Below are 20368 nucleotides of genomic sequence, written 5' to 3'. Positions count from 1 at the left end.
TCAGGTCATGGGTCGGTCATGGCGTGGTCAGGCGCAGGCCGACCAGGCCGGGGTAGAAGGCGAAGAGCACCGTCACCGGGAGCACGAGGAAGACCACCGGCACGAGCATGAAGACCTCGCGTCGCGCCGCGCTCTCGATCAGCGCTCGCCGCCCGGCCTCCCGCACGTCGGCGGCCTGGGCGTGCAGCACGTCGGCCAGCGGCGTCCCTCGGTCCACCGCCACGGAGACACCTTGGGCGAAGCGGGCGACCAGGCTCAGCCCCGTACGCCGGGCCAGCTCGTGGAAGGCCACGGCCACCGGCTCGCCGGTCCTGATCGAGGCGAGCACCCGGCCCAGGTCGACCGAGAGCGCGCCGCTGCTGCGTCGTACCACCCGGTCCAGGGCCGCGACCGGGCTCTCTCCCGAGGCCACCGCAAGAGCGAGGAGCTCGGCGATGATCGGGAACTCGGCCACGATCTCACGCTCGCGCGCCACCGCGCTGGCGGTCAGCCGCTGGTCGCGGAGCACGACCCCGCCGGCGAATCCCACCAGGCAGAGCAGCGCCGAGCCGAGCAACGAGGCCGACCCGGTCACCGCGTCCAGCAGCTGCCAGGCGGCGACCCCGGCGAAGCCGAGCAGCCCCCACACCACCTGCTCGACCCGGAACTCGTGCACGGTCTTCTCCAGGTCGGCGCGCTCCAGCCTGCGCGCGACGGAGGCACCGCCCCCGAGCACCCGCTCGACCAGGTCGGCGGCCCGGCGCAGGGCGGGACCGAAGATCTGCTGGGCGGCCCCCAGAGGCGAGGCGACGGCGGTCGCCTGGAGCGGTGCCGCGCGGCCCACCTGCGGCAGGTCGCGCACGTAGGGCAGGACCCGGACGGAGACCTGCGTACGCCGGATCGCCACCACCCGAGCCAGCACGACCTGCAACCCGACCGCAACGAGCAGCCCCAGCAGGGCACCGGTCAACGCGGGGCTCACGAGAGGATCCTGCGCTCGACGGGGAGGCGGCCGATCCGCAGCATCAACCAGTAGGCGCCGAAGCAGAGCGCGGCGCCGACGGCCAGCACCAGGGCACCCGTCGCGGTCGCGTACCTCGCGATCAGCTCGCTCTGGAAGGCCATCATCAGCAGCACCACCCAGGGGGCGGCCACGGCCAGCCGCGCCCCGTTGACCGTCCAGGCCTGCCGTGACTCCAGCTCGGAGCGGGTCCGTGCCTCCTCCCGCAGGTAGCCGGAGAGGTTGCGCAGCAGCCGCCCGAGGTCACCCCCGCCGACCTCGCGCGCGATCCGCAGCCCCTCCACCATCCGGTCACCGACCGGGTCGGCGAGCCGCCCCTTCAGCCGGTCCAGGCTCTCGCCGAACCGGCCGGTCACCTGGTAGTCCAGCGCGAACTGGGCGAACGCGTCGCGCAGCGCCACCGGCCCGCTGACCGCCAGGCCCGCCAGCGCGTCGGGCAGCGACAGCCCCGCCCGCACCGCGGAGGCGAGGTTGTCCACCGCCTCGGGCCACACCTCGGCGAACTCCCGCTGCCGGCGCCGCACCCGGCTGCGCAGCACGGCGAACGGCAGGTAGCCGCTGATCACGCCGAAGGCCAGAGCCACCGGCCAGGCGCCGGCGACCAGCTGGACCACCACCAGGACGCTGAGCCCCAGCACGGCGCAGAGGGCGTACAGGCTGGCGACCGAGACCTCCCCCATGCCTGCGCGGGCCAGCATCTCCTCCACCGGCCCGGCGCGCCGGGAAGCCGGCCGGGTCCCGCGGGGCAGGAAGAACGCCGACCAGACGAGCAGCGCGCCGGTGCCGAACCCGAGCCCGACCAGGGCACCCATCAGCGGGTCCCCCCGTGCAGGCCCCCACCGTTCAGGCCCCCACCGTTCAGGAGCTGGTGGACGTCGATCCCCACCCGCTGGTAGCGCTCCGGCCGGTGCGGGACCCCACCCGTCCAGCGCAGCTCCCGCGGCTCCGAGCCCTGTCCCGCGCTCCGCTCGAAGATGGGCTCGATCTCGATCACGTCGTCCTCGACCCGCCCGGGTACCGCGACGATCTCGTTGACCCGGCGGGTGCCGCCCACGTCGATCCCCAGGTGGACCACCAGGTCCACCGAGCTGGCGACCGTGGGCACGACGAACCTCGCGGAGATGTTCTCCCCGGCGAGCAGCGGCAGCGTGCACATCTTCACCAGCGCCTCACGCGCACTGTTGGCGTGCAGCGTGCACATCCCTGGCAGACCGGAGTTGAGCGCCAGCAGCAGGTCGAGGCACTCCTCGGCACGCACCTCCCCCACGATCACCCGCGAGGGGCGCATCCGCAGGGACTCCTTGACCAGGTCGCGCAGGCGGATCTCCCCGGTGCCCTCCAGTCCGGCCTGCCGGGTCTGCATCGGCACCCAGTCCGGGTGGGGGAACTTGAGCTCGAAGACCTCCTCCGCGCTGACCACCCGTTCGCCGCCCGGGATGGCCGCGGCCAGGCAGTTGAGCATCGTGGTCTTGCCGGCCTGGGTCGCTCCCGCCACCAGCACGTTGAGCCCGGCGCGGACCGAGGCGTCCAGGAACGCCGCGGCGGTGGCGGGCAGGCTGCCCAGCTGGACCAGGTCGGTGAGCCGCGCCGCCTGCAGCCGGAACTTGCGGATGTTCACGGCGGTGAACCCTCGGCTGATCCCCTGCAGCACCACGTGCAGCCGGTGTCCCTCGGGGAGCATCGCGTCGACGAAGGGCTGGCTCAGGTCGACCCGGCGGCCGCTGCTCTTCAGCATCCGCTCGACCAGCTCGTCCACCTGGGCGCGGGAGAGCACCAGGTTGGTCAGCTCGTGGCGTCCGTGCCGGGCCACGAAGACCCGGCTCGGGTCGTTGATCCAGATCTCCTCGACCGCGGGGTCATCGAGCAGCGGCTGCAACGGGCCGAACCCGGCGACCCGGGCGACCAGCTCGCCCACGGTCTGCTCCGGTGCCGGCAGCGGCTCGACCGCCCCGGTCATCGACCACTCGTCGTGCTCGGCGACCAGCCGCTCGGCGAGCTGACGGACCAGCACCGTGTCGCGCTGCGGGTCGACCCCCTCGCGGCGCACCAGCTGACGCAACCGGGCGTCCAGCGACTCCAGGACGCCGGGCGGCGTGGGCCGCGGTGCAGAGTCGACGGCCGCTCCCGGAGCTCCCGGGCCTGGCGAGGTGGGCGCCACCCCAGACGAGCGGGCCGAAGGCGTCGACGACGCTGGCAAGAACGGCGACGCGGTCATGGCACTCCCCCCGAGCTCGTCCGACCACCCGAACGACGACGCCAACGACGCTAGTGCGCACGCCACCGCGACAGACGGCCGTTTCGGCCCGCTGGGGACAACTCGCCGCGGAGCCGGGGAAGTTACCCACCATGGCGTACGCGGCCTACCTCACCTGACGTACGTCGACAGGCCAGTCGCGCCCGCTGCGCGACCGCAGGCGGCCACGGTCACGCTCGGCGGTGCCTCAGGAACCGATGATGTGCACGACGCCGCGCGCCACCAGGAAGAGTCCTACAGCCGTCAGCAGCAGCACCGTGACCAACCGGCCACGGGTGTCGATGAAGTGCGAGAGCGCCTGCAGACCGCGCCGCGTGGGGGCCGGCGCCACCAGGGTCATCGCGAGCGGGAGCCACGCCGGCAGTGCGGCCACCACGACCACGATGCCGATCACGATCAGACGTCCGATCAGGCCGAGGTCACTGGCGGCGATCTCCTTGGCCACGGGGACCATCGCCGCCAACGTGGTGAAGTTCGTCGCCATCGAGAACACACCGAAGCCCAGCGCCTGGCCCGGGGTGAGCCCACGGTCGCGCGACTTCTCGGGTTTCGGGGTGCGCGGGCGGCGGAGACGCAGGACGGCAGCGATGAGGACCAGGAGGGAGCCCAGGACGACGTCGAGGGAGGCGCTGAGCCGAGGCTCCCCCGGGAGGGCGATGGCACTGCCGAAGAGCACCAGGAGCGACAGGAGGACCAGCAAGGTTGCGCCGGCTCCGACGGCGTAGCCCCCAGCGACGCGGCGTCCGTCGCGCCCAGCCAACAGCACGGTCTGCTCGGTGAGCATGACCGGGCTGATAGCGCCCGCGAAAGCCAGCGGGATCACGAGCGCAAGGACACTGACCATTGAGCCGAAGCGTAGCGGCGGCGGGGTGTTCTGGGTCGCGGTGAAGGAGAGTCTCCTACCGCTCAGACGGACCGGACCCGAAGAAGGTGCCCTGCCCGCACGACAGCGTGCGCACCACAGCGCCTGCTCAGCCGGTCTGGCCGTAGTTCAGCTCGGTCGCCTGCTGGTACGCCGCGACCGCGGCGAGCTGGGACTTCACGTTGAGCTTCTGCCGGATCGCCCGGACCTGGCTGCGCACGGTGCCCTCACTGACCCCGCCGGTCTCGGCGATCGCCTTGATCGAGTGGCCTTCCTTCAGCTGCTCCAGCACCTGCCACTCGCGTGGGGAGAGAGCGGAGATGCGCAGGATCAGCGAGCGCCGCGACGTACCGAGCCGCTCCCACTCCGCCAGCACCTCCTCGCGGGCCGACTGCGGCATCCCGGGACCGCCGCGCGAGACCGCCCACAGGGTGCGGGTGAGCACGTCGAGGCCGGCCGACATCGGCACCACCCCCTGGCACCCGGCCGCCACCAGCGCACCCCAGCGCGCCGGGTTGCGCGAGCCGGTGACCACCAACCAGCGCATCCGGACCGACTCGATCAGCGCCAGCGCGTCGCGCCACTGCCCCAGGTCGTCGATCTCGGCGACCACCAGCCCCACGCCGGCCTTGATCCGGCTGATCTCGCGCCGGGCCTCGACCAGCTCCTGGCGCGAGCGGGGGCTGGCCATCCGGTCGATCTCGAAGTCGCGGGCGCTCAGCGCCACCTCGATCGCCTCCCCCACCAGGTAGCCCTCGGCCACGACCACCACGCGGGGCGCACTCATGAGCTGATGTCCAGGTAGACGTTGTCCAGCAGGCCGTTGAACTGGTCGGTGTCCCGCGGCTGGATGTTGCCGCGCCGGTCGACCTTGCCGCCGATCGCGACCGGCTCCGACCGGCGGAACTCGATCGACCCCACCGAGGCCGGCACCGACCACCGCTGGGGCGCCGGACGTCCGGGCAGACCGACCGTCAGGCTCAGCTCGTCCCCCCGCAGCTGGCAGGCGAGCCGGTACCAGACCCCGCGCTCCACCGCGGTGTCGGCGACGACCAGGGCCTCGCCCTCGGAGCCGCGCACCCGGCACGACGGGACGTCGTGGTCGATCTGCAGCTTGATCTGGGCCTGGTGGTCGAAGAGGCCGCGCTGCAGGAGGTTGTCCCCGTTGTCGGCGGGGGCGTCCCCCTGCTCCTCGTCGAGCATCATGTCGATCCCCCACCGGACGGGACGCGTGCCCGGGCTCAGCTGGTCGGCGCCCCGGGGCTTGATCACCAGCACCGCGGCGGGAGTCTTCCCGGTCGCGGTGAACGCCGGGGTACGCACGGCGTACCCCGAGCGCCCCTCGACCCGCTCCAGGAAGCCGCCACCCGCGGTGCTGACACCGATCCGCAGGGTCGCCGTCCCGGAGCTCTGGATCCGCTCCATCGAGTCGCCTTCGGCGCTCAGCCCCTCGTCGAACTCCAGCACCAGCTCGCCGCGCACCGGCGTCACCGTCATCGCCTCGGTCGACTCGGTCGCGGCGGTCGGACCGCCACACGCGCTCAGCGCCAAGGCGCCCACGGAGACCACGCCGGCCAGGGCCACGGCCGTGGCGACGCGCCCGGAACGTCGGCGCCCCGGTGCGTCCGTCGTCCTCACTCCCTGCTCACCTCCTACTGCAGACCCAGGGCGGTCGAGAAGACGATCGCCCTCGGGACCTCCACCGTGGTCCGGCCCACCAGCCCACCGGTCTGCCCCGCGGGGACCGGCCCGGCGGAGTCGGCCACCGTCGCGGTGATCCGGCCGGAGCCCACCCCCGACGAGGTGGCTCGTGCGGTCTGACCGCCGATCTCACGCCACGACGCCTCGTCCGGCGACTTCAGCGCCCAGTAGGTCACCAGCCACCCGCCGCCCGCGGGGGCGGTCACCTGCGGCGAGGTGAACTCCGTGCCGCGCGAGGTGTGCGCCTTCGCCTGCTGCTGGGCCACGTACGCCAGGCGTCCCTCCGAGCCTCGGTACGCCGCGACCGACAGGTCGCCCTTGGCCGCGGCGCCGACCGACACCCGCACGTTGCTCCCCGCGTCGCCGGCCTCGGCCCGGCGCCACCACGATCGACCGGAGACGCCGCCGGCAGCCACGGACTCCAGCGGGGTCCAGCCCTCGGGGTCGGTGATCGCCACGTCGCTGTTGAGCGCGAGCGTCAGCACCATCACGTCACCGGGCGCCACCTGCGCCGGCAGCCCGACCCGGTGGGTGGTGGAGTTGCCGTTGGCCGAGGCGGCGCTGACGAACTGCACCTTGGCCAGGTTGGCCGCCACGTCCTGGGTCACCGAGTGCGTCACCCTGTCGCTGTCGGTGACCGTCAGCGTGACCCGGTAGGCGCCCTCCGCGGAGTAGACCTTGGTCGGGCTCACCCCGGTGCCGGAGGTGTTGTCCCCGAAGTCCCAGGCGTAGGTCACCGGGCCCTCGGCGTCGCTCGACGCCGAGGCGTCGAACGCGCACAGCGTGCTCTGGCACGAGGCGGTGAACACGGCCACCGGACGCTGGTTGACCCGGGTGACCTGCACGGCCCGGGTCACCGTCGCACTCTGGTCACGCGTGCTGGTGATGGTCAGCCGCACCTGGAAGGTCCCGCCCTGGGTGTAGACGTGCTGGGGGCGAGGACCGGTCGCGGTCGCCCCGTCCCCGAAGTCCCAGACGTACTTCGCCACCTCACCACCCGGGGTCAGCGAGGAGGTGCCGTCGAAGCTGCAGGTCAGGCTGGTGCAGCCGACCTCGAAGGCCGCCTGCGGCTCCATCACCGCTCCGCGGCCCTGGGCGTCCTGGAAGACGAACAGGTCGCGGGAGGTCCAGCTGACCCGGTCGATCTGCGGGCCGGAGACCGCCGCCGCCGTCCCGGCCACGGGAACGCCCGACTGACCGCCGGAGCGCCAGTCGATGCGCCGCAGCACGCCCTGCCCGTCGGACCAGTAGAGCTTGCCGTCGGCGAGGAACATGCCGCGCACCCCGGAGAAGCTGATCCCGCTCACGTTGCCGGAGGCGACCAGGCGCTTGGCGCCCACGACCGCGCTCTCCGGGGTGAAGTAGCGGTAGCGCAGCTCGTTGCTGCCCGCGAGGGTGTAGTAGATCCGGCCATCGTCGAAGAACATGCCCGTCACCTTGCGCAGGTCTTCCTGCCAGGTGGCGTCGGCCTTGAGCCGGTCGGCGGTGTCGACCCGCTCGGCCGCGCCGAAGGTGGTCCCGTCGAAGGTACGGCGGACGAAGGTGCCGTCGGACTGGGCCAGGTAGAGCCACCCGTTGACCATGAACGCGCCCTTGACCGAGCTGGCGCTCAGCCCGGAGACCGGGCGGGCGGCTCCCACCGTGCCGCCGCGGTAGGAGCGGGCGGTCACCGTCGAGGCCCCGACGGTGTAGATGTCGTTGGGCAGCCGCGCCGAGCGCACCGGAGGGACGGTGAGTCCGCCGGTCGGGAGCAGCGCGATCCGCGCCCGGGTCTGCCGGTCCGTCCCGATCCGGTCCGTGTCCGAGGCCACCCACAGGCCGGCCTCGGTGACCAGGAAGTCGAAGACGCCGATGCCGCGGGACCGCCCCGGGTTCCACGAGTAGGGCAGCCCGTTCGCCGGGTCGAGGGCGGCAATCCCCTCGCGCGGCACGGCGCCGAAGCTGGCCAGGTCGCCGGCGAACGGGTTGTTCTGCCAGCGGAAGTGGCCTCCGACGTAGACCACGGAGTCGGTCACCTCGACCGCGTAGAGGGTGTCCCCGCCGGTGAGGTTGACCCAGGAGGGCTGCACCGTCGCGCCGGCCGCGTAGGTCTCGAACCGCGAGGTCGAGTCGCACGGCGCGTCCGCCCCGCCGTACCCACCGGTGGTGGTGACCACGAAGAAGGAGCCGTCGGGCGAGTAGTCCACGTCGCGCATGTAGGTGTCGAAGGAGCGCGAGCACGTGGCGGTGAAGAACCGGGTGTTCAGGGTGCTCGCCCGCGCGGCGTCGCCGCTGATGTCGAGCTGCATCAGCTGGTGGCGGACCACCCCGTCGACGGTGTCGAAGTTGCCGACCGCGACCAGCCGGTCGCCCCGGGGGCTGACGTCGATCTTGAGGACGTTGGTGGCCCCGCTGTTGTGGTTGCCGGCGATGCCGAGCCGCATGAAGGGGAGGAAGGTGCCGCTGCGGGCGTCCACAGTGGCCAGCGCCGTCTGGGCGTGGCCGCCCACGTGGGTGAAGTGCCCGGCGATCCAGAGCCGCCCGCCGGCCAGGCGCAGGTCCCGGACCTGTCCGGCGATCTTGCCGGCGTCGAAGGGCAGCACCGCGCCGTCGGAGATCCTGACCTGGGCCAGGTTCTTGCGGTTCTCGCCGCCGATGCTGGTGAACTTGCCACCGACGTAGACCGACTTCCCGTCGGCCGCCGGCAGCACGACCCGCACGACGCCGTTGGGCTGGGGCACGAAACCGGTGCTGACCCGGCCGTCGGCGGGGTTGAACGCGAGCAGGTTGGTCCGAGGGAGCTGGGCACTGGTGCCGTCGTTGCGCGCCTTGGTGAAGTCGCCGCCGAGCACGATCTGTCCCCCGGCCTCGGCGACCGAGTAGACCATCCCGTCCAGGACGTGCGGCGTCCGCGCCGCCGCCCGCTCCTGGACCAGCTGACCACCCGGCTGGTCGACCGCCATCGCCGGCAGCTGGCCGACCACCCCGACGAGGGCCGCGAGGCCCCCGGTCAGCATCAGCATCAGCGCACGGCCGAACCCGCTCTTCATTCCTCGCCCACCCTGTTTCTTCACACCAACGCGTGACTAGCACCAACACGTGACACGTCCCGTCAGGCACGCGGACCGTCCCCCAAGCCGGTGGTCAGGGGAATCTTGGCCCTGTGCCGGACGGCAGAGCGTTTCCCGGGCATGATTTCCCCTCAATTGGTGACGTTGGTCGGAGGGACCGCGACTTCTCATGGACCGCATGACGCAACGGGTGGGGGCGGCGCCACCGACGACGCCGCACGCCCCCGGGCCGTCGTCCCCTGAGTCCGCGCTCTCCTCCCCCGCGCCCTGGTGGCGTCGGCTGGGCCAGGGGTGGCCGCTGGCGGTGATGCTCCTGGGCTGGCCGGTGTGGTGGGTCCTGGGACTCGCCGAGACCGTGCCGCTGCTGATCGCCCTGGTGATGCTGGTCCAGCTGTTCCGGCAGCCCGAGATCCACCTGCCGCGCGGCTTCGGCTGGTGGCTGCTCTTCCTGGTCTGGGTCGTCCTCGGCGTCACCATGCTGTGGATCGACGCGCCGGGGGCGGTGCCGGGCGGCGGCGGCGCGGGCCGGGTGCTGGTCTTCGGCTTCAAGCTCGCCTGGTACCTGGCCTGCACGGTGGCCCTGGTGTGGATCACCACCATGCCGCGCAGCACCGTGCCCGACCGGCTGGTGCACGGCTCGGCCGCCTGGATGTTCCTGGTGAGCACCGTGGGCGGGCTGGTCGCTCTGGTCCTGCCCACCTTCGAGCTGCGGACGCCGTTCGAGATGCTCCTGCCCACCAACATCGCCTCCAACGCCTTCGTGCAGTCGCTGGTCCACCTCAAGGTTGCCGACGTCCAGACCGTGCTGGGCGACGCCGGCACCCGCCCCAAAGCCCCCTTCGCCTACACGAACACCTGGGGCTCGGTGATCGCGATGTCCCTGGTCTTCGTGGGCGCCTGGCTGGCGCGCGCCCGCGGCCGGTCCCGCGTCCGGTGGTCGGTGGTCACCCTGGTCGCGGTCGCCGCGGCGATGGTGCCGGTGCTCTACTCCCTCAACCGCGGGCTGTGGGGCTCACTCGCGCTGGGCGGCGTCGGCCTCGCGGTGCTCGCCGCGGCCAAGGGGCGGCCCGCCCTGCTCATGGCGTGCGGCGTGCTCGCCGGCATCGGGCTGCTGACCGTCCTGGTCACCCCGCTGGGCAGCCTGGTCACCGACCGCCTGGAGAACCAGCACAGCAACGACCGCCGTGGCGGCCTGCTCACGCTCACCACGACCTCGGTCACCGAGGGCTCGCCGGTCCTGGGCTTCGGCGGCACCCGCGACGTCCAGGGCAGCTTCGCCTCGATCACCGGGGCCTCGACCCCGGAGTGCCCCGACTGCGGCGTCCCGCCGCTGGGCACCCAGGGGCTGTTGTGGACGGTGCTCTTCTCCCAGGGCTGGCCTGGGCTCCTGTTCTTCATGACCTTCGTCCTGCTGGCGCTGGCCCGAGCCGTGCGGTGCCGCACGGTGAACGAGGCGATGTGCACCTTCGCCCTGGCCTTCTTCCTGCTCCAGCTCCCGATCTACGACACGCTCGGGCTGCCGCTGATGCTGTTGATGCTGGCGATCGGCCTGGTCGCCCGTGAGCGGCGGGAGCAGGAGGGGTCCGGCCCGCCCCGGCTGCTCAGCACCGGCTCCCGGCTCCTCGGCGAGGTACGTCGCGGGCTCCCCGTGCTGGTGGTCGGCACGGTCGTCGGGGGCCTGGTCGGGCTCTCGGCCGCCCTGCTGGCCCCGCCGCCGGACCACGTCTCCCGTGTCTTCATGGCCATCACCCCGGCCCCGGTCTACCTCGACATCGAGGTGGAGGACGAGGAGGAGGAGACCGACCGCCGGGCGCGCCAGGAGATCACCGTCGACACCGAGGCCGCCCTGCTGATGTCCGAGGAGACCCTGCGGGCGGCGGCCCGGTCGGTGGACTCCACCCCCGGCGACCTGCGCGACGGCCTGGTCGTCACCGCGCAGCCGAACTCCAGCGTCCTGGTCATGCACGTGCTCTGGCCCGACCCCGGTGAGATCCCGGGTCTGGCCGACGCGGTCAGCGGGTCCTACCTCGAGGCCCGCGCGGAGTACCTGGACCAGCGTCGCCAGGACCTGCTCGCCCAGCTGCGCGAGCAGCTGCGGACCCTCCAGGGCGATGCCAGCGAGACCGCGACGGAGCCACGGGCCAAGCTGACCCGGGCGATCAGCGACCTGGAGAGCGACCGCCGCGCGGTGGGCGAGGTCATGCGGACGGTGCCTCCGGAGCCTGGCCGACGACGGTACGAGCTGCTCACCATGTCGGGCGCTGCGCTCGGGCTGCTGGGTGCTGTCATCCTGATCACCCTGACCCCGCCGCGACCGAGGAGACGACCACGTGGCTGACGCCGCCGCCCCTGCCGTCGATACGGCCAGTGAGGTCGTCGCTGCCTCTGCCGTCGCTGCTGCCGCGGAGGTCGACGTGGTGATCGCGACCCGAGGACGCCCCGAGCTGCTCGCCCGCGCGCTGGCGGCCGTCCGGACCCAGGACCACCCGGGCGTGGTGCGCACCTGGGTGGTCTTCGACCAGGGGCCGATGGACCCGGCCGTCACCGATCAGGACCCCCGCCGGCCGGTCACCGCGCTCGCCAACACCCGGACCCCGGGGCTGGCCGGTGCCCGCAACAGCGGGATCGCCGCCGGACGTGCGCCCTGGGTGGCCTTCTGCGACGACGACGACCGCTGGCTGCCGAACAAGCTGACCGCACAGCTCGCCGAGCTGGCGCGCACCGGCGCTCCCACCTCGGTGACCGGGATCGTCGTGGCCTACGGCGACACCCGTACCGAGCGGGTCGCCACCAGCTCCGAGCTGACCCTGGCCAACCTGGTGCGGCACCGGGTGATGGCCGCCCACCCGTCGACGGTCGTGGTGGCCCGCGAGGCGCTCGAGGGGCCGATCGGCCTTGTCGACGAGGAGATCCCGGGCAGCCACGGGGAGGACTACGACTGGATCATCCGGGCGGCCCGGCACGCCGGCTTCGCCGTGGTCGAGCAGCCCCTGGTCGAGGTGACCTGGGGACAGTCCCTGTTCTCCCAGCGGTGGGCCACCATCGTGGCCGCCACCGACTACTGGCTCGACAAGCATCCGGAGTTCCGCGCCGACCGCCACGCCCTGGCCCGGCTCAGCGGCCAGCGGGCGTTCGCGCTGGCCGCGATGCGCAGCCCGGAGGTCTGGCCGGCGATCCGGCAGACGCTCCGGTGCCGGCCCGCCGAGCGGCGTACCGCCCTGGCGCTCGCGGTGGCGCTCCGCCTGGTCTCCGCCGAGCGGCTGATGGACCTGGCGCACCGGCACGGCCGGGGCATCTGAGTCCCCGGGCTCCGAGTCCCGGCCGACCTCCCCCGTTCGGGGACCGCGCCGCCCGGGTGGGTAGTCCCGGGATGACCCGGAGGACTTACCTCAATTGAGGGATAGACGGGCAGCGCACCTACCGAAATTGGGGTACGTTCCGAGGACGGTCTGAGAACTCCTTCCCCTCCGGTTCCTCGGCCTCACGTCCGCATCGGCTTCTCCCGTCCCGGCATGACGCCCTCTCCCGGAGGTCCCTCCCGTGATCCACCCCCGCTCCGTGGTTCAGCGCGCCCTTTTCCCGGTCCTGACCACCGCCCTGGCCACCACGCTGGCCGTCTCGCTGACCACCGGCGTGGCCACCAGCGCGCTCGGCGTGCCCGCCTCGCAGGCAGCCGCTCCCGCCGGCTCGCCGGCTGCCGGCTCGCCCGCCGCCTCGACCGTGGCTGCCGCTGCGGAGGCCCCGACGCCTCGGGCGGTCTACCGCAAGACCTTCGACGCCCGCGGCGCGCGGCACGCGGTCCGCGCCCGGCTCCGCTCACCCAGCGGCCGGGTGCCGGCCCGGCTGGTGGTCCGGGAGGTCGAGCCGGCCACCGGGAAGGTGCTCGACGTACGCCGGAGCAAGGTGCTGGTCCGCCGGTCCTGGTCCAGGGCCGAGGTCAAGGTCACCCGGAAGTCCGGCTCCTCGGTGATGCGGGTCGAGGTCCGCACCCGCCAGGCACGGAAGGGACGCGTCCTGCTGGACGACGTCCGGGTCGTGCGACTGCCGAAGGGCCAGCGGCCGGGTGGGAAGAACCCCAAGAACAAGCCCAGGAACAAGCCCCAGGAGAAGCCGAAGGGCACGCCGGTCCCCACCCCGGAGCCGCCGCGGCCACCGGACGACGTGGCGGGCTACCTGAGCAACGGCTGCTCCTACAGCAGCCGCGGCATCCCCGCCTGCGGCGCCTACCTGGGCTCCGCCTACGGCGCCAACACCGACCCGGCCCCGATGGAGGCAGCCACCGGGCACCGGCTGGGCGTGCGCCGCACCTACTACCAGGGCCACCAGGTCGACAAGGCGGTCGCGGTCTCCCGCGCCGACCTGGCGGCCGGTCGGCTGCCGTGGATCAGCTTCAAGCTGCCGCTCTCGTGGGAGCAGATGGCGGCCGGCGCCGGTGACGCCTGGGCCTACGACCTGGCGAACAAGCTGAGGACGCTGAACGGCCCCGTGTGGGTCGCCTTCCACCACGAGCCGGAGAAGGACGGCGACATCCAGGCGTGGCGGGCGATGCAGGAGCGCCTCGGCCCGATCGTGCGCAGCACCGCACCCAACGCCGCCTTCACGGTCATCACCACCGGGTGGAACCAGCTCTACGGCCCGGCCGAGTTCCGACTGGAGAACATCTGGCCGCGCACCAAGGTCGACGTCGCCGGCTTCGACGTCTACAACTGGCACATGACCACCCGGTCGAACGGCACGATGGTGACCAAGACCGAGGACATCCGCTCGGTCTACTTCGACCGGTTCTCCGCCTGGGCGCGGGCCAACGACACGACCTGGGCGCTCGCCGAGACCGGGCTGACCGACGAGGCGTTCGCCCACGACAGCACGTGGCTCCAGCGCACCTACGACCAGCTGGTCGCCACCGGCGGGCTGGCGATGGCCTACTTCAACACCGAGCTCAACAGCTACGGCAACTCCTACCCGATCACGGGGCCTGCGAAGTTCGCCTCGTTCGCCGCCGCCCAGAGCAAGGCCCCGCTGCTGCCCCCCCGGTGAGCCTGCCGCCGGCGGGCCGGGGCTGCGGGAGGATGTCCGTCGTGAGTCCTTCCGCCCTCGGCCCCGAGCCGGCTCCGGCCCCGCTGGGGGACGACGCCATCGGCGTCCTGTGCGAGACCCTGGCGCGGCTCTGGCCGCAGGCCAGGGTCGAGCTGGTGCGCTCGCGCCGCAGCGACCCCGCGGCGACCGTCGAGTTCCTGGTGCTCCCCTCCGCACGGGCCCCGCGGATGCTGCTGCCCGCTGCGCCGGCTGCGGCCGCCGGCGCCGTCCGGCGCTTCAGCGCGACCGCGGGCCCCGGCGAGATCGCGGCCCGGACCGCGGCCTCGGGCGCCTTGCGGGTCGGGGCCGCCCGGGCGCTCCCGGACCGGGTCCGGGTCTACGCCGAACCCGGAGCGCCCACTCCCCTGGTGGACCACCTGGGTGACGCGCTCGGGACCGCTCCGCCCACCTTCAGCCTCACCGTGGGGCCCGCTCGGGTCAACCGCAAGCCCGTCCTGCAGCTGTTCGACACCGACGGCCGGTCGCTCGGCTTCGCCAAGCTGGGCGACTCCCCGACCGCCGCCGAGCACGTGCGCGCCGAGGCGGACGCCCTCGAGGTGCTGGCGACCCGGCGGTTCGACACGTTGCGGGTGCCCCGTCTCCTGCACCGCGGCGCGTGGCAGGGGATCGACGTCCTGGTCCAGCAGGACCTGGGCGTCCGGCCGGGCAGCGCGCTCGTCCGGACGCCCGCGCTGGCGCACCGCGCCGAGGCGGAGCTCGAGGCGGCGTTCTCCGAGGACCCGGCTCCCCTCGCCTCACTCGCCTGGTGGGGGCGCTGCCACGAACGCGCGGGCGCCGCCGCGGAGCCGGCGCTGGTCGCCCGGTTCCGGGAGGCGATGGAGCTGGTCGCCGCCCGGTACGACGCCCCTGTCCCGGTGAGTGCGTGGCACGGCGACTGGACCCCGTGGAACATGGCGCCGGGGCGCAGAGACACCGCGCCGGGGCGCAGAGACACCGCGCCGGGGCGCAGAGACACCGCGCCGGGGCGCCGGGAGACCGCGCCGGGGCGGGGTGGTGCGCTGCTGGTCTGGGACTGGGAGCGCTTCGAGACCGGGGTGCCGGCCGGCATGGACGCCCTGCACTTCGCGGTCAACGCCGCCACCCGCCGGCACGGCGCCACCGCGGACGTGGTGCGGAACGCGCTGCGGGCCGCCGGCACGAGCGCCAGCACCAGGTCCAGCACGGGCGCCAGCACCGGTGCGGCGTACCTGGTGGCCATCACCTCCCGCTACCTGGAGATGTCGGGCGCCCCCGGCGGCGGGCTGATCGTCCCCCGGGCGGTCACCGCCCTGGAGCTGGTGGAGGAGTGGGCCCGAGCCCGCTGAACGTCCGCCGGTCAGGAGGAGACGTGCTGGTCCGGTCGGAGCTGCTGGACCGGCGCGTCCTCGTGCTGCTGGCGCCACCGCGGGGGCCGGCCCAGGTACGTCGCGAGCTGCGCGTCCGAGGACTCGAAATGGGCGAGCAGCTCCGCCCGTCGCGCGACCGGCAGCCGGGGGCCGCCGGGGCGGGCGTTCCACCGCTCCACCCGCTCGGGCAGGTGGACCGGGATGTCGAGGCGTCGCTGGAGGTCCACGAACTCGTGCACCGGGTCGGCGAAGAGCGCGTCCGCGTCGACCACGTGCACCCGGTCGGGGCCCAGCGCGTCGACCAACCGGGCGATCTGGTCTCCGTACTCACCGCGGGCCAGGTAGCCGTGGTGCCGGTGGGCATGGCTGCGGTAGTCGGGGTCGGCGGCGAGCCGCTCGGCCTCCCCCGCCAGGCGCTCGGACTCGCGGGCCAGCGCCTCGTCCAGCGGCAGGTCCTCGAACCCTCGGGCCAGCTCGTGCCGGTGCGCCGACATCGCCCGCTCCACCGGGTCCCGAACCAGCACCACCACCTGGGCGTCCGGGAGCTCGGCGGCCAGGCGCCGCGCGGCCAGCGGGTGGAACAGGTAGTACCCGCTGCACTCGAACGCGCGGGCCTCCCGGCCGCCCAGGAGTCGACCGGTCAGCCGCAGCGGGAACTGCGCGCGGTACCACCGAGCGCCCTTGGCGTGGTGGTCGTCGAAGTAGCCGGTCCCCTTGGACTGGGTCGGACGCATCAGGTTCGGATGGTCCTCGAGCATCCGGAACAGGGTCGTGGTGCCGCACCGCTGGGCTCCCACCACCACCACCGAGGGCGTCATCCGCAGGTCGGCGGTGAGCCACCCCCAGCCGAGCGCGACGGCGCGCAGCGCGCGGACCAGCGGGCCGGGGGCGCGTCGGCGGACGGTCGAGGTGATCCTTCTGAGCGGCACGAGCGGAGCTCCTTCGAGGTACGTCGGTGCGGTCCGCGCCTGGTGCGGGACCGAAGGGCCGGGCGGGGCGAGCGGAGTGAGCGACCTGAGCGGGGCGGGGGCCGCGGATCGGCCGAGGACGTCGAGGCGCAGCTGGCGCCGGAGCACGCGTACGGCGACCAGGTAGGCGAGCGCAGCGACCGCGGCGGCGAACGGCCAGGCGACCCCGGCGCCGGTCAGCACCAGCACGGGCACCGCGACGGTGAGCAGGCAGACCCCACCGGCGAGCAGGACCACCGGGGCGATCCCGGAGACCTGCACCTCGCGCCGGACGAAGTGCACCGCCAGCCCCGCCTTGAGCAGCACCGCGGCACCCCAGGCGAGCGCCGCCCCCAGGATGCCGAGCACCGGGAGCAGCAGCAGGCAGAGCAGGAGGTCGACCACGAGCGAAGCCACCGCGGTGGCCATGCTGGTGGCGCTGCGTCCCGCCATCACCAGCAGCGTGTCGACCGGACCGGTGGAGACCGCGACCAGCATGGCCACGGTCATCGCGACCACGACCCAGCGGCTCTGCTCGGTGTCGTAGCCGGACCCGAACAGGCCCAGGTACGCCGCCGGGGCGCAGCCCACCAGCAGGTAGAGCGGCCAGGAGAGCAGGACGTTCCACGCGGTGGCGGTCTGGTGGACGGTGGCGAGGTTGTCGCGTGAGCCCTCCAGCACCAGGGCGGCGAACCGCGGCTGGAGCACCTGGGTCACGGCGGTGGCCGCGACCTGGCCCAGGGCGACGAACCGGGTGGCGGCGGCGTACACCGCGGCGTCCTGGGGGGTGAGCAGGGCGGCGACCAGCACCACGTCGCTCTTCTGGATGCCCAGGCGGGCGAGCACCGAGACGCTGCGCGGCCAGGTGAACCGCCAGAACTCCCGGCGCACCGTGGCCAGCGGGGCCTCCGCCGCGGCACCGGGGGGCGTCCCGGGAGGCCCGAGGCCGTCGACCGGCTCGGAGGGCACCCGGTCGCCGAGGAACCGGCGCAGGGCGAGCAGCGACCAGAGCGCCGCCACCGGGTACCAGGCCAGCCAGGCGAGCATCAGCCCCGCCTCGCCGGCGCCCGCGGCGCCGGCGACCGCCACCCCCGCGACCTGGGCGACGGACCGGCCGATCCGGTCGATCACCACCGTCTCGTGCATCCGGCCGAAGGCGCGGGTGCCTGCCTGCGCGTACTCGGCCACCACCGCCAGCGGAAGGGCCAGGCCGGCCAGCCGGAGCAGGTCGGCACCGCCTCGGCCCCAGTCCAGGGCCTGGGCCACCGGTCCCGCGGCCAGGAGCAGGAGCGCCCCCAGCCCCACCGCGATCCCGGTCACGGTGCTGCCGGCGGTCCGGAACAGCGCGCGCACCCCGTCGGGCCGGCCCTCGTGCTCGAGCCGCTGGCCGAAGCGGGCCATCCCGCTGTCGATCCCCAGCCCGGCGAAGCCGACCAGGATCAGGAAGAGTGCGCTCGCGGCGAAGAAGAGGCCCGACGTACCGGGATCGAAGGCACGGGCGACGACGAGCACCAGCCCGAACGTGGCCACCGCCGACACACCCGAGCCCAGCAGCGAGAGGCTGGCGCCCCGGGCCACCAGGCGCAGGTGCTGTCGGGCCTCGGTCATCGGCCGAGGTCACCCTCCTGCTGGTGGACCAGGACCAGACCGACCACCTGGCCGCCGGAGCTCCAGATCATCGAGCGCGCCGCGGAGATGTCCTTGAGGGTCGTGCTGTCGGCGTGCACCTCGAGCAGCACGCCGTGGCTGTGCCTGACCACCGCCTGGCTCCAGGGCTCGTGCGCGGAGCCGGCCTCGAGCACCACCACGTCGGCACGCTTGCCCATCTCGGTGAGCGCCGCTCCCATGTCCGGGGAGCCGAGCAGGTCCGGCAGCCGCTCCGGCATACGGCCGGGGACGACGCGGGACAGGTGCGAGGTGACGGGGACCAGCACGTCGTCGACCGAGGCCCGGTCGAGCACCAGGTCGGAGACGCCCTCGCGGTGGCCGGCGCCGGAGGTGAGCTCGACGAGCACCGCCTCGTACCGGGCGCGCGCCATGCTGCGGGCCAGCCCGTCGGCGACGTGCACCTCACGGCCCGCGCTGACCAGCGCCAGCACCAGCGGTCGCTGCGGGAGCGCCGCGAGGATGCCGGAGCGCAGCCCTGCGGTGGTCAGGTCGTCCCCGTCGTCGGTGGCGCTGACCTCGCCCAGCACCGGCACCCCGACCTCGGCGAGGTCGTCGACCGAGCGGACCCGCCCGTCCCGCCGGGCCCGGACCGCCGCCACCCCGAGGCTGCCGCCGACGCCGACGAGCAGGCCGAGGCCCGCCATCAGCTCGCGCTCGCCGAGCAGTCCGGTCTCCGGCAGCGCGGCGGGCGTGACCACCTCGCCCGGCTCGGCACGGGTGGCCTGCAGGGCGGAGAGCTGGGCGCGCAGCTGGACCAGCTGGGTGTTGATGTCGAGGATCTGCTGGCGCAGCAGCAGCGCACCCGGCGAGTCGGGTGCCTGCGCCGCGAGGTCGCGCGACCTGCGGTTGAGCTCCTTCTGCCGCTCCGCGACCTGCTCGGCGACCTGCTCGGCCAGCGAGCTGGACGCGGCCAGGGCCCGGGCACGACGGAAGTCCAGGTAGGACTCCGCGAACGCCTGGGCGGCGCTCAGCGCCCGGTCCGGGTCCTTGTCCTCCGCGGAGATCCGCAGGATCTGCGTGTTGGGCGGCACCTCGACCGAGACGGTCTCCAGCAGCTCGGCGGGGCTCAGGCTGAGCCCGAGGTCGGCCAGCACGTCGTCGGCCACGGAGTTCGAGCGCACCAGCTGCGCCTCGGTCTCGAGGTTGACCAGGTCGCTGCCGGTCCCGTCCGGGCTGAACGCGTTGCCCGCCAGCGGACTGATCAGCACCACGGCCGTCGCCTCGTGGTACGCCGCCCGACGTGCGCCGTACCAGCCACCGGCGAGCAGCCCGAGCAGGCAGACCGCCACGGCCAGGGCCGTGCCGGTCCGCAACCAGCGCAGGACGTGGCGGCTCCACCGGTCCTCCGGCTTCGCGTACAGGTCGTCGAGACCACTCACCCAGCAAACCCCTCTTCGCACGAGCCGGCCGGCCCAGCAGCCATGGTCGGTCCTTCCGGTCCGCTGTCGGAGGAACCGGAAGGTTAATCCCCACTTTTGGTGAGGTCTGTGGCGAGGTCTCGCCCCGCCTCCCGCATCATCGCTGCCCGGACCGACCGACATACCCAAATTGATCCAACGGATTCACGAGACCGGATGACGGGGGCGAAGTGCAGGCCGTACTGTCGCTGCTTGGGGGGAACGAGGGTGCATGATCCAGCCCCCGCCTGCCGGAAGCAGACCGTCGCCGGCAGCAGGATCCCGGTCCACGATCAGTGGTGCCGGGACGAGCAGGACCAATCGGGGCGAGGAGTTGGAGGCACGATGAGAGGCTCGTCGCGCGTGTGTGTCATCGAGGACCACACCCTCTTCGCAGAATCCCTGCAGATCGCCCTGGAGCTGAAGGGTCACGAGGTACGCCGCGTGCCGCTCCCGGCCGACCTGCACCAGGCCACCAGCCTGCTCCCGGCGGTGATGAAGCACCAGCCGCACGTGCTGCTGCTGGACCTGGACCTGGGCAACGCCGACGGCAGCCGGCTGATCGAGCCCGTCGCCCGCGCCGGCACCGCCGTGGTGGTGCTGACCGGCAGCAGCGACCGGGCCCGCTGGGGTCAGTGCCTGCGTCTGGGCGCCCGCAAGGTGATGGTGAAGACCTCCCCGCTCAACGAGATCCTGGCGACCATCCGGTTGATCGGCGAGGGCCGCCCGGTGATGCCGGTGCAGGAGCGCGAGGAGCTCGTCCGGCACTGGCAGGAGGAGCGGGCCGCGGTCAGCGAGCTGCAGGACCGGCTCAACCGGCTCACCGCCCGCGAGGCCGAGGTGCTGGGCCAGCTGATGGACGGCCGGCAGGTCCGCCAGATCGCCGAGGAGAGCGTCGTCTCGGAGGCGACCGTGCGCACCCAGGTGAAGTCGATCCTGGCCAAGCTCGAGGTGACGTCGCAGATCGGCGCGGTCGGTCTCGCCCACCACGCCGGCTGGGTGGCCCCGATCTCGTCCTGACCGGTCTAGGCCGGTGGTGGCTGTCCGCGACAGTCACCTGTGACAGA

Annotated in this window: 14 protein-coding genes; 5 read left to right on the top strand and 9 right to left on the bottom strand. The window is 73.4% G+C overall.

Features of this window, described 5'->3' with window-relative positions; translation table 11 throughout:
* Nucleotides 1-16 precede the first annotated feature (16 nt).
* The 7 genes from H8838_RS06025 to H8838_RS05995 all read right to left on the bottom strand — a co-directional run bounded on the left by H8838_RS06025 (nt 17) and on the right by H8838_RS05995 (nt 8846).
* Nucleotides 17-961 carry a type II secretion system F family protein gene (locus H8838_RS06025; RefSeq protein WP_185995113.1) on the bottom strand — a complete coding sequence of 315 codons (945 nt, stop codon included), beginning with the start codon at nt 959-961 and terminating at the stop codon, nt 17-19.
* Nucleotides 958-1812 (bottom strand): type II secretion system F family protein, encoded by an 855-nt coding sequence (locus tag H8838_RS06020; RefSeq protein WP_181310271.1) that lies wholly within the window; start codon nt 1810-1812, stop codon nt 958-960. Before H8838_RS06020 ends, H8838_RS06025 begins: the two co-directional genes overlap by 4 nt.
* Nucleotides 1812-3158, bottom strand: coding sequence for a CpaF family protein (locus H8838_RS06015; protein ID WP_224766417.1), 1347 nt, complete (start codon nt 3156-3158; stop codon nt 1812-1814). The genes H8838_RS06020 and H8838_RS06015 overlap by 1 nt, the downstream gene beginning before the upstream one ends.
* A gap of 283 nt (nt 3159-3441) precedes the next feature.
* Nucleotides 3442-4098: a GAP family protein gene (locus H8838_RS06010; RefSeq protein WP_224766416.1), complete on the bottom strand. Its 657-nt coding sequence runs from the start codon at nt 4096-4098 to the stop codon at nt 3442-3444.
* 127 nt (nt 4099-4225) lie between these two features.
* The gene (locus tag H8838_RS06005; RefSeq protein ID WP_181310268.1) at nt 4226-4903 is read right to left on the bottom strand and encodes a helix-turn-helix transcriptional regulator; all 678 of its coding nucleotides are present in this window, start codon (nt 4901-4903) and stop codon (nt 4226-4228) included.
* Entirely contained in the window at nt 4900-5754 is an 855-nt protein-coding gene (locus H8838_RS06000) for a hypothetical protein (RefSeq protein WP_185995115.1), read from the bottom strand. Before H8838_RS06000 ends, H8838_RS06005 begins: the two co-directional genes overlap by 4 nt.
* A 14-nt stretch (nt 5755-5768) precedes the next feature.
* Nucleotides 5769-8846: a PKD domain-containing protein gene (locus tag H8838_RS05995; RefSeq protein WP_185995116.1), complete on the bottom strand. Its 3078-nt coding sequence runs from the start codon at nt 8844-8846 to the stop codon at nt 5769-5771.
* Nucleotides 8847-9045: 199 nt separating this feature from the next.
* On the opposite strand from H8838_RS05995, the gene H8838_RS05990 reads away from it, so the two are divergent.
* From H8838_RS05990 to H8838_RS05975, 4 genes are all read left to right on the top strand, one after another.
* A complete protein-coding gene (locus H8838_RS05990; protein WP_181310265.1) occupies nt 9046-11205 on the top strand; it encodes a hypothetical protein in 2160 nt (719 codons plus the stop codon).
* Complete coding sequence (locus H8838_RS05985) at nt 11198-12166, top strand: glycosyltransferase family 2 protein (RefSeq protein WP_185995117.1); 969 nt, start codon at nt 11198-11200, stop codon at nt 12164-12166. The genes H8838_RS05990 and H8838_RS05985 overlap by 8 nt, the downstream gene beginning before the upstream one ends.
* Before the next feature lie 241 nt (nt 12167-12407).
* Nucleotides 12408-13904, top strand: a complete 1497-nt coding sequence (locus tag H8838_RS05980) for a glycoside hydrolase family 26 protein (RefSeq protein ID WP_185995118.1) — start codon at nt 12408-12410, stop codon at nt 13902-13904.
* 41 nt (nt 13905-13945) lie between these two features.
* Nucleotides 13946-15268, top strand: a complete 1323-nt coding sequence (locus H8838_RS05975) for a hypothetical protein (protein ID WP_185995119.1) — start codon at nt 13946-13948, stop codon at nt 15266-15268.
* 11 nt (nt 15269-15279) lie between these two features.
* Here the strand turns inward: H8838_RS05975 and H8838_RS05970 are convergent, their stop codons facing one another.
* Nucleotides 15280-17844 carry an oligosaccharide flippase family protein gene (locus H8838_RS05970; protein WP_185995120.1) on the bottom strand — a complete coding sequence of 855 codons (2565 nt, stop codon included), beginning with the start codon at nt 17842-17844 and terminating at the stop codon, nt 15280-15282.
* Nucleotides 17841-19283: a hypothetical protein gene (locus H8838_RS05965; RefSeq protein ID WP_181310260.1), complete on the bottom strand. Its 1443-nt coding sequence runs from the start codon at nt 19281-19283 to the stop codon at nt 17841-17843. The genes H8838_RS05970 and H8838_RS05965 overlap by 4 nt, the downstream gene beginning before the upstream one ends.
* Before the next feature lie 381 nt (nt 19284-19664).
* Here H8838_RS05965 and H8838_RS05960 point away from each other — a divergent pair, with 381 nt between their 5' ends.
* A complete protein-coding gene (locus H8838_RS05960; RefSeq protein ID WP_224766415.1) occupies nt 19665-20321 on the top strand; it encodes a response regulator in 657 nt (218 codons plus the stop codon).
* Nucleotides 20322-20368 lie beyond the last annotated feature (47 nt).

The organism is Nocardioides campestrisoli, from assembly GCF_013624435.2.
Classification (GTDB): domain Bacteria; phylum Actinomycetota; class Actinomycetes; order Propionibacteriales; family Nocardioidaceae; genus Nocardioides; species Nocardioides campestrisoli.
This window is presented reverse-complemented; position numbering and strand designations above follow the sequence as displayed.

Bases quoted from the DNA above. Each gene is read 5' to 3' on its own strand.
- H8838_RS06020 (WP_181310271.1), bottom strand. From the start codon at position 1,812: ATGGGTGCCCTGGTCGGGCTCGGGTTCGGCACCGGCGCGCTGCTCGTC.
- H8838_RS06010 (WP_224766416.1), bottom strand. From the start codon at position 4,098: ATGGTCAGTGTCCTTGCGCTCGTGATCCCGCTGGCTTTCGCGGGCGCT.
- H8838_RS06005 (WP_181310268.1), bottom strand. From the start codon at position 4,903: ATGAGTGCGCCCCGCGTGGTGGTCGTGGCCGAGGGCTACCTGGTGGGG.
- H8838_RS05995 (WP_185995116.1), bottom strand. From the start codon at position 8,846: ATGAAGAGCGGGTTCGGCCGTGCGCTGATGCTGATGCTGACCGGGGGC.
- H8838_RS05990 (WP_181310265.1), top strand. From the start codon at position 9,046: ATGACGCAACGGGTGGGGGCGGCGCCACCGACGACGCCGCACGCCCCC.
- H8838_RS05970 (WP_185995120.1), bottom strand. From the start codon at position 17,844: ATGACCGAGGCCCGACAGCACCTGCGCCTGGTGGCCCGGGGCGCCAGC.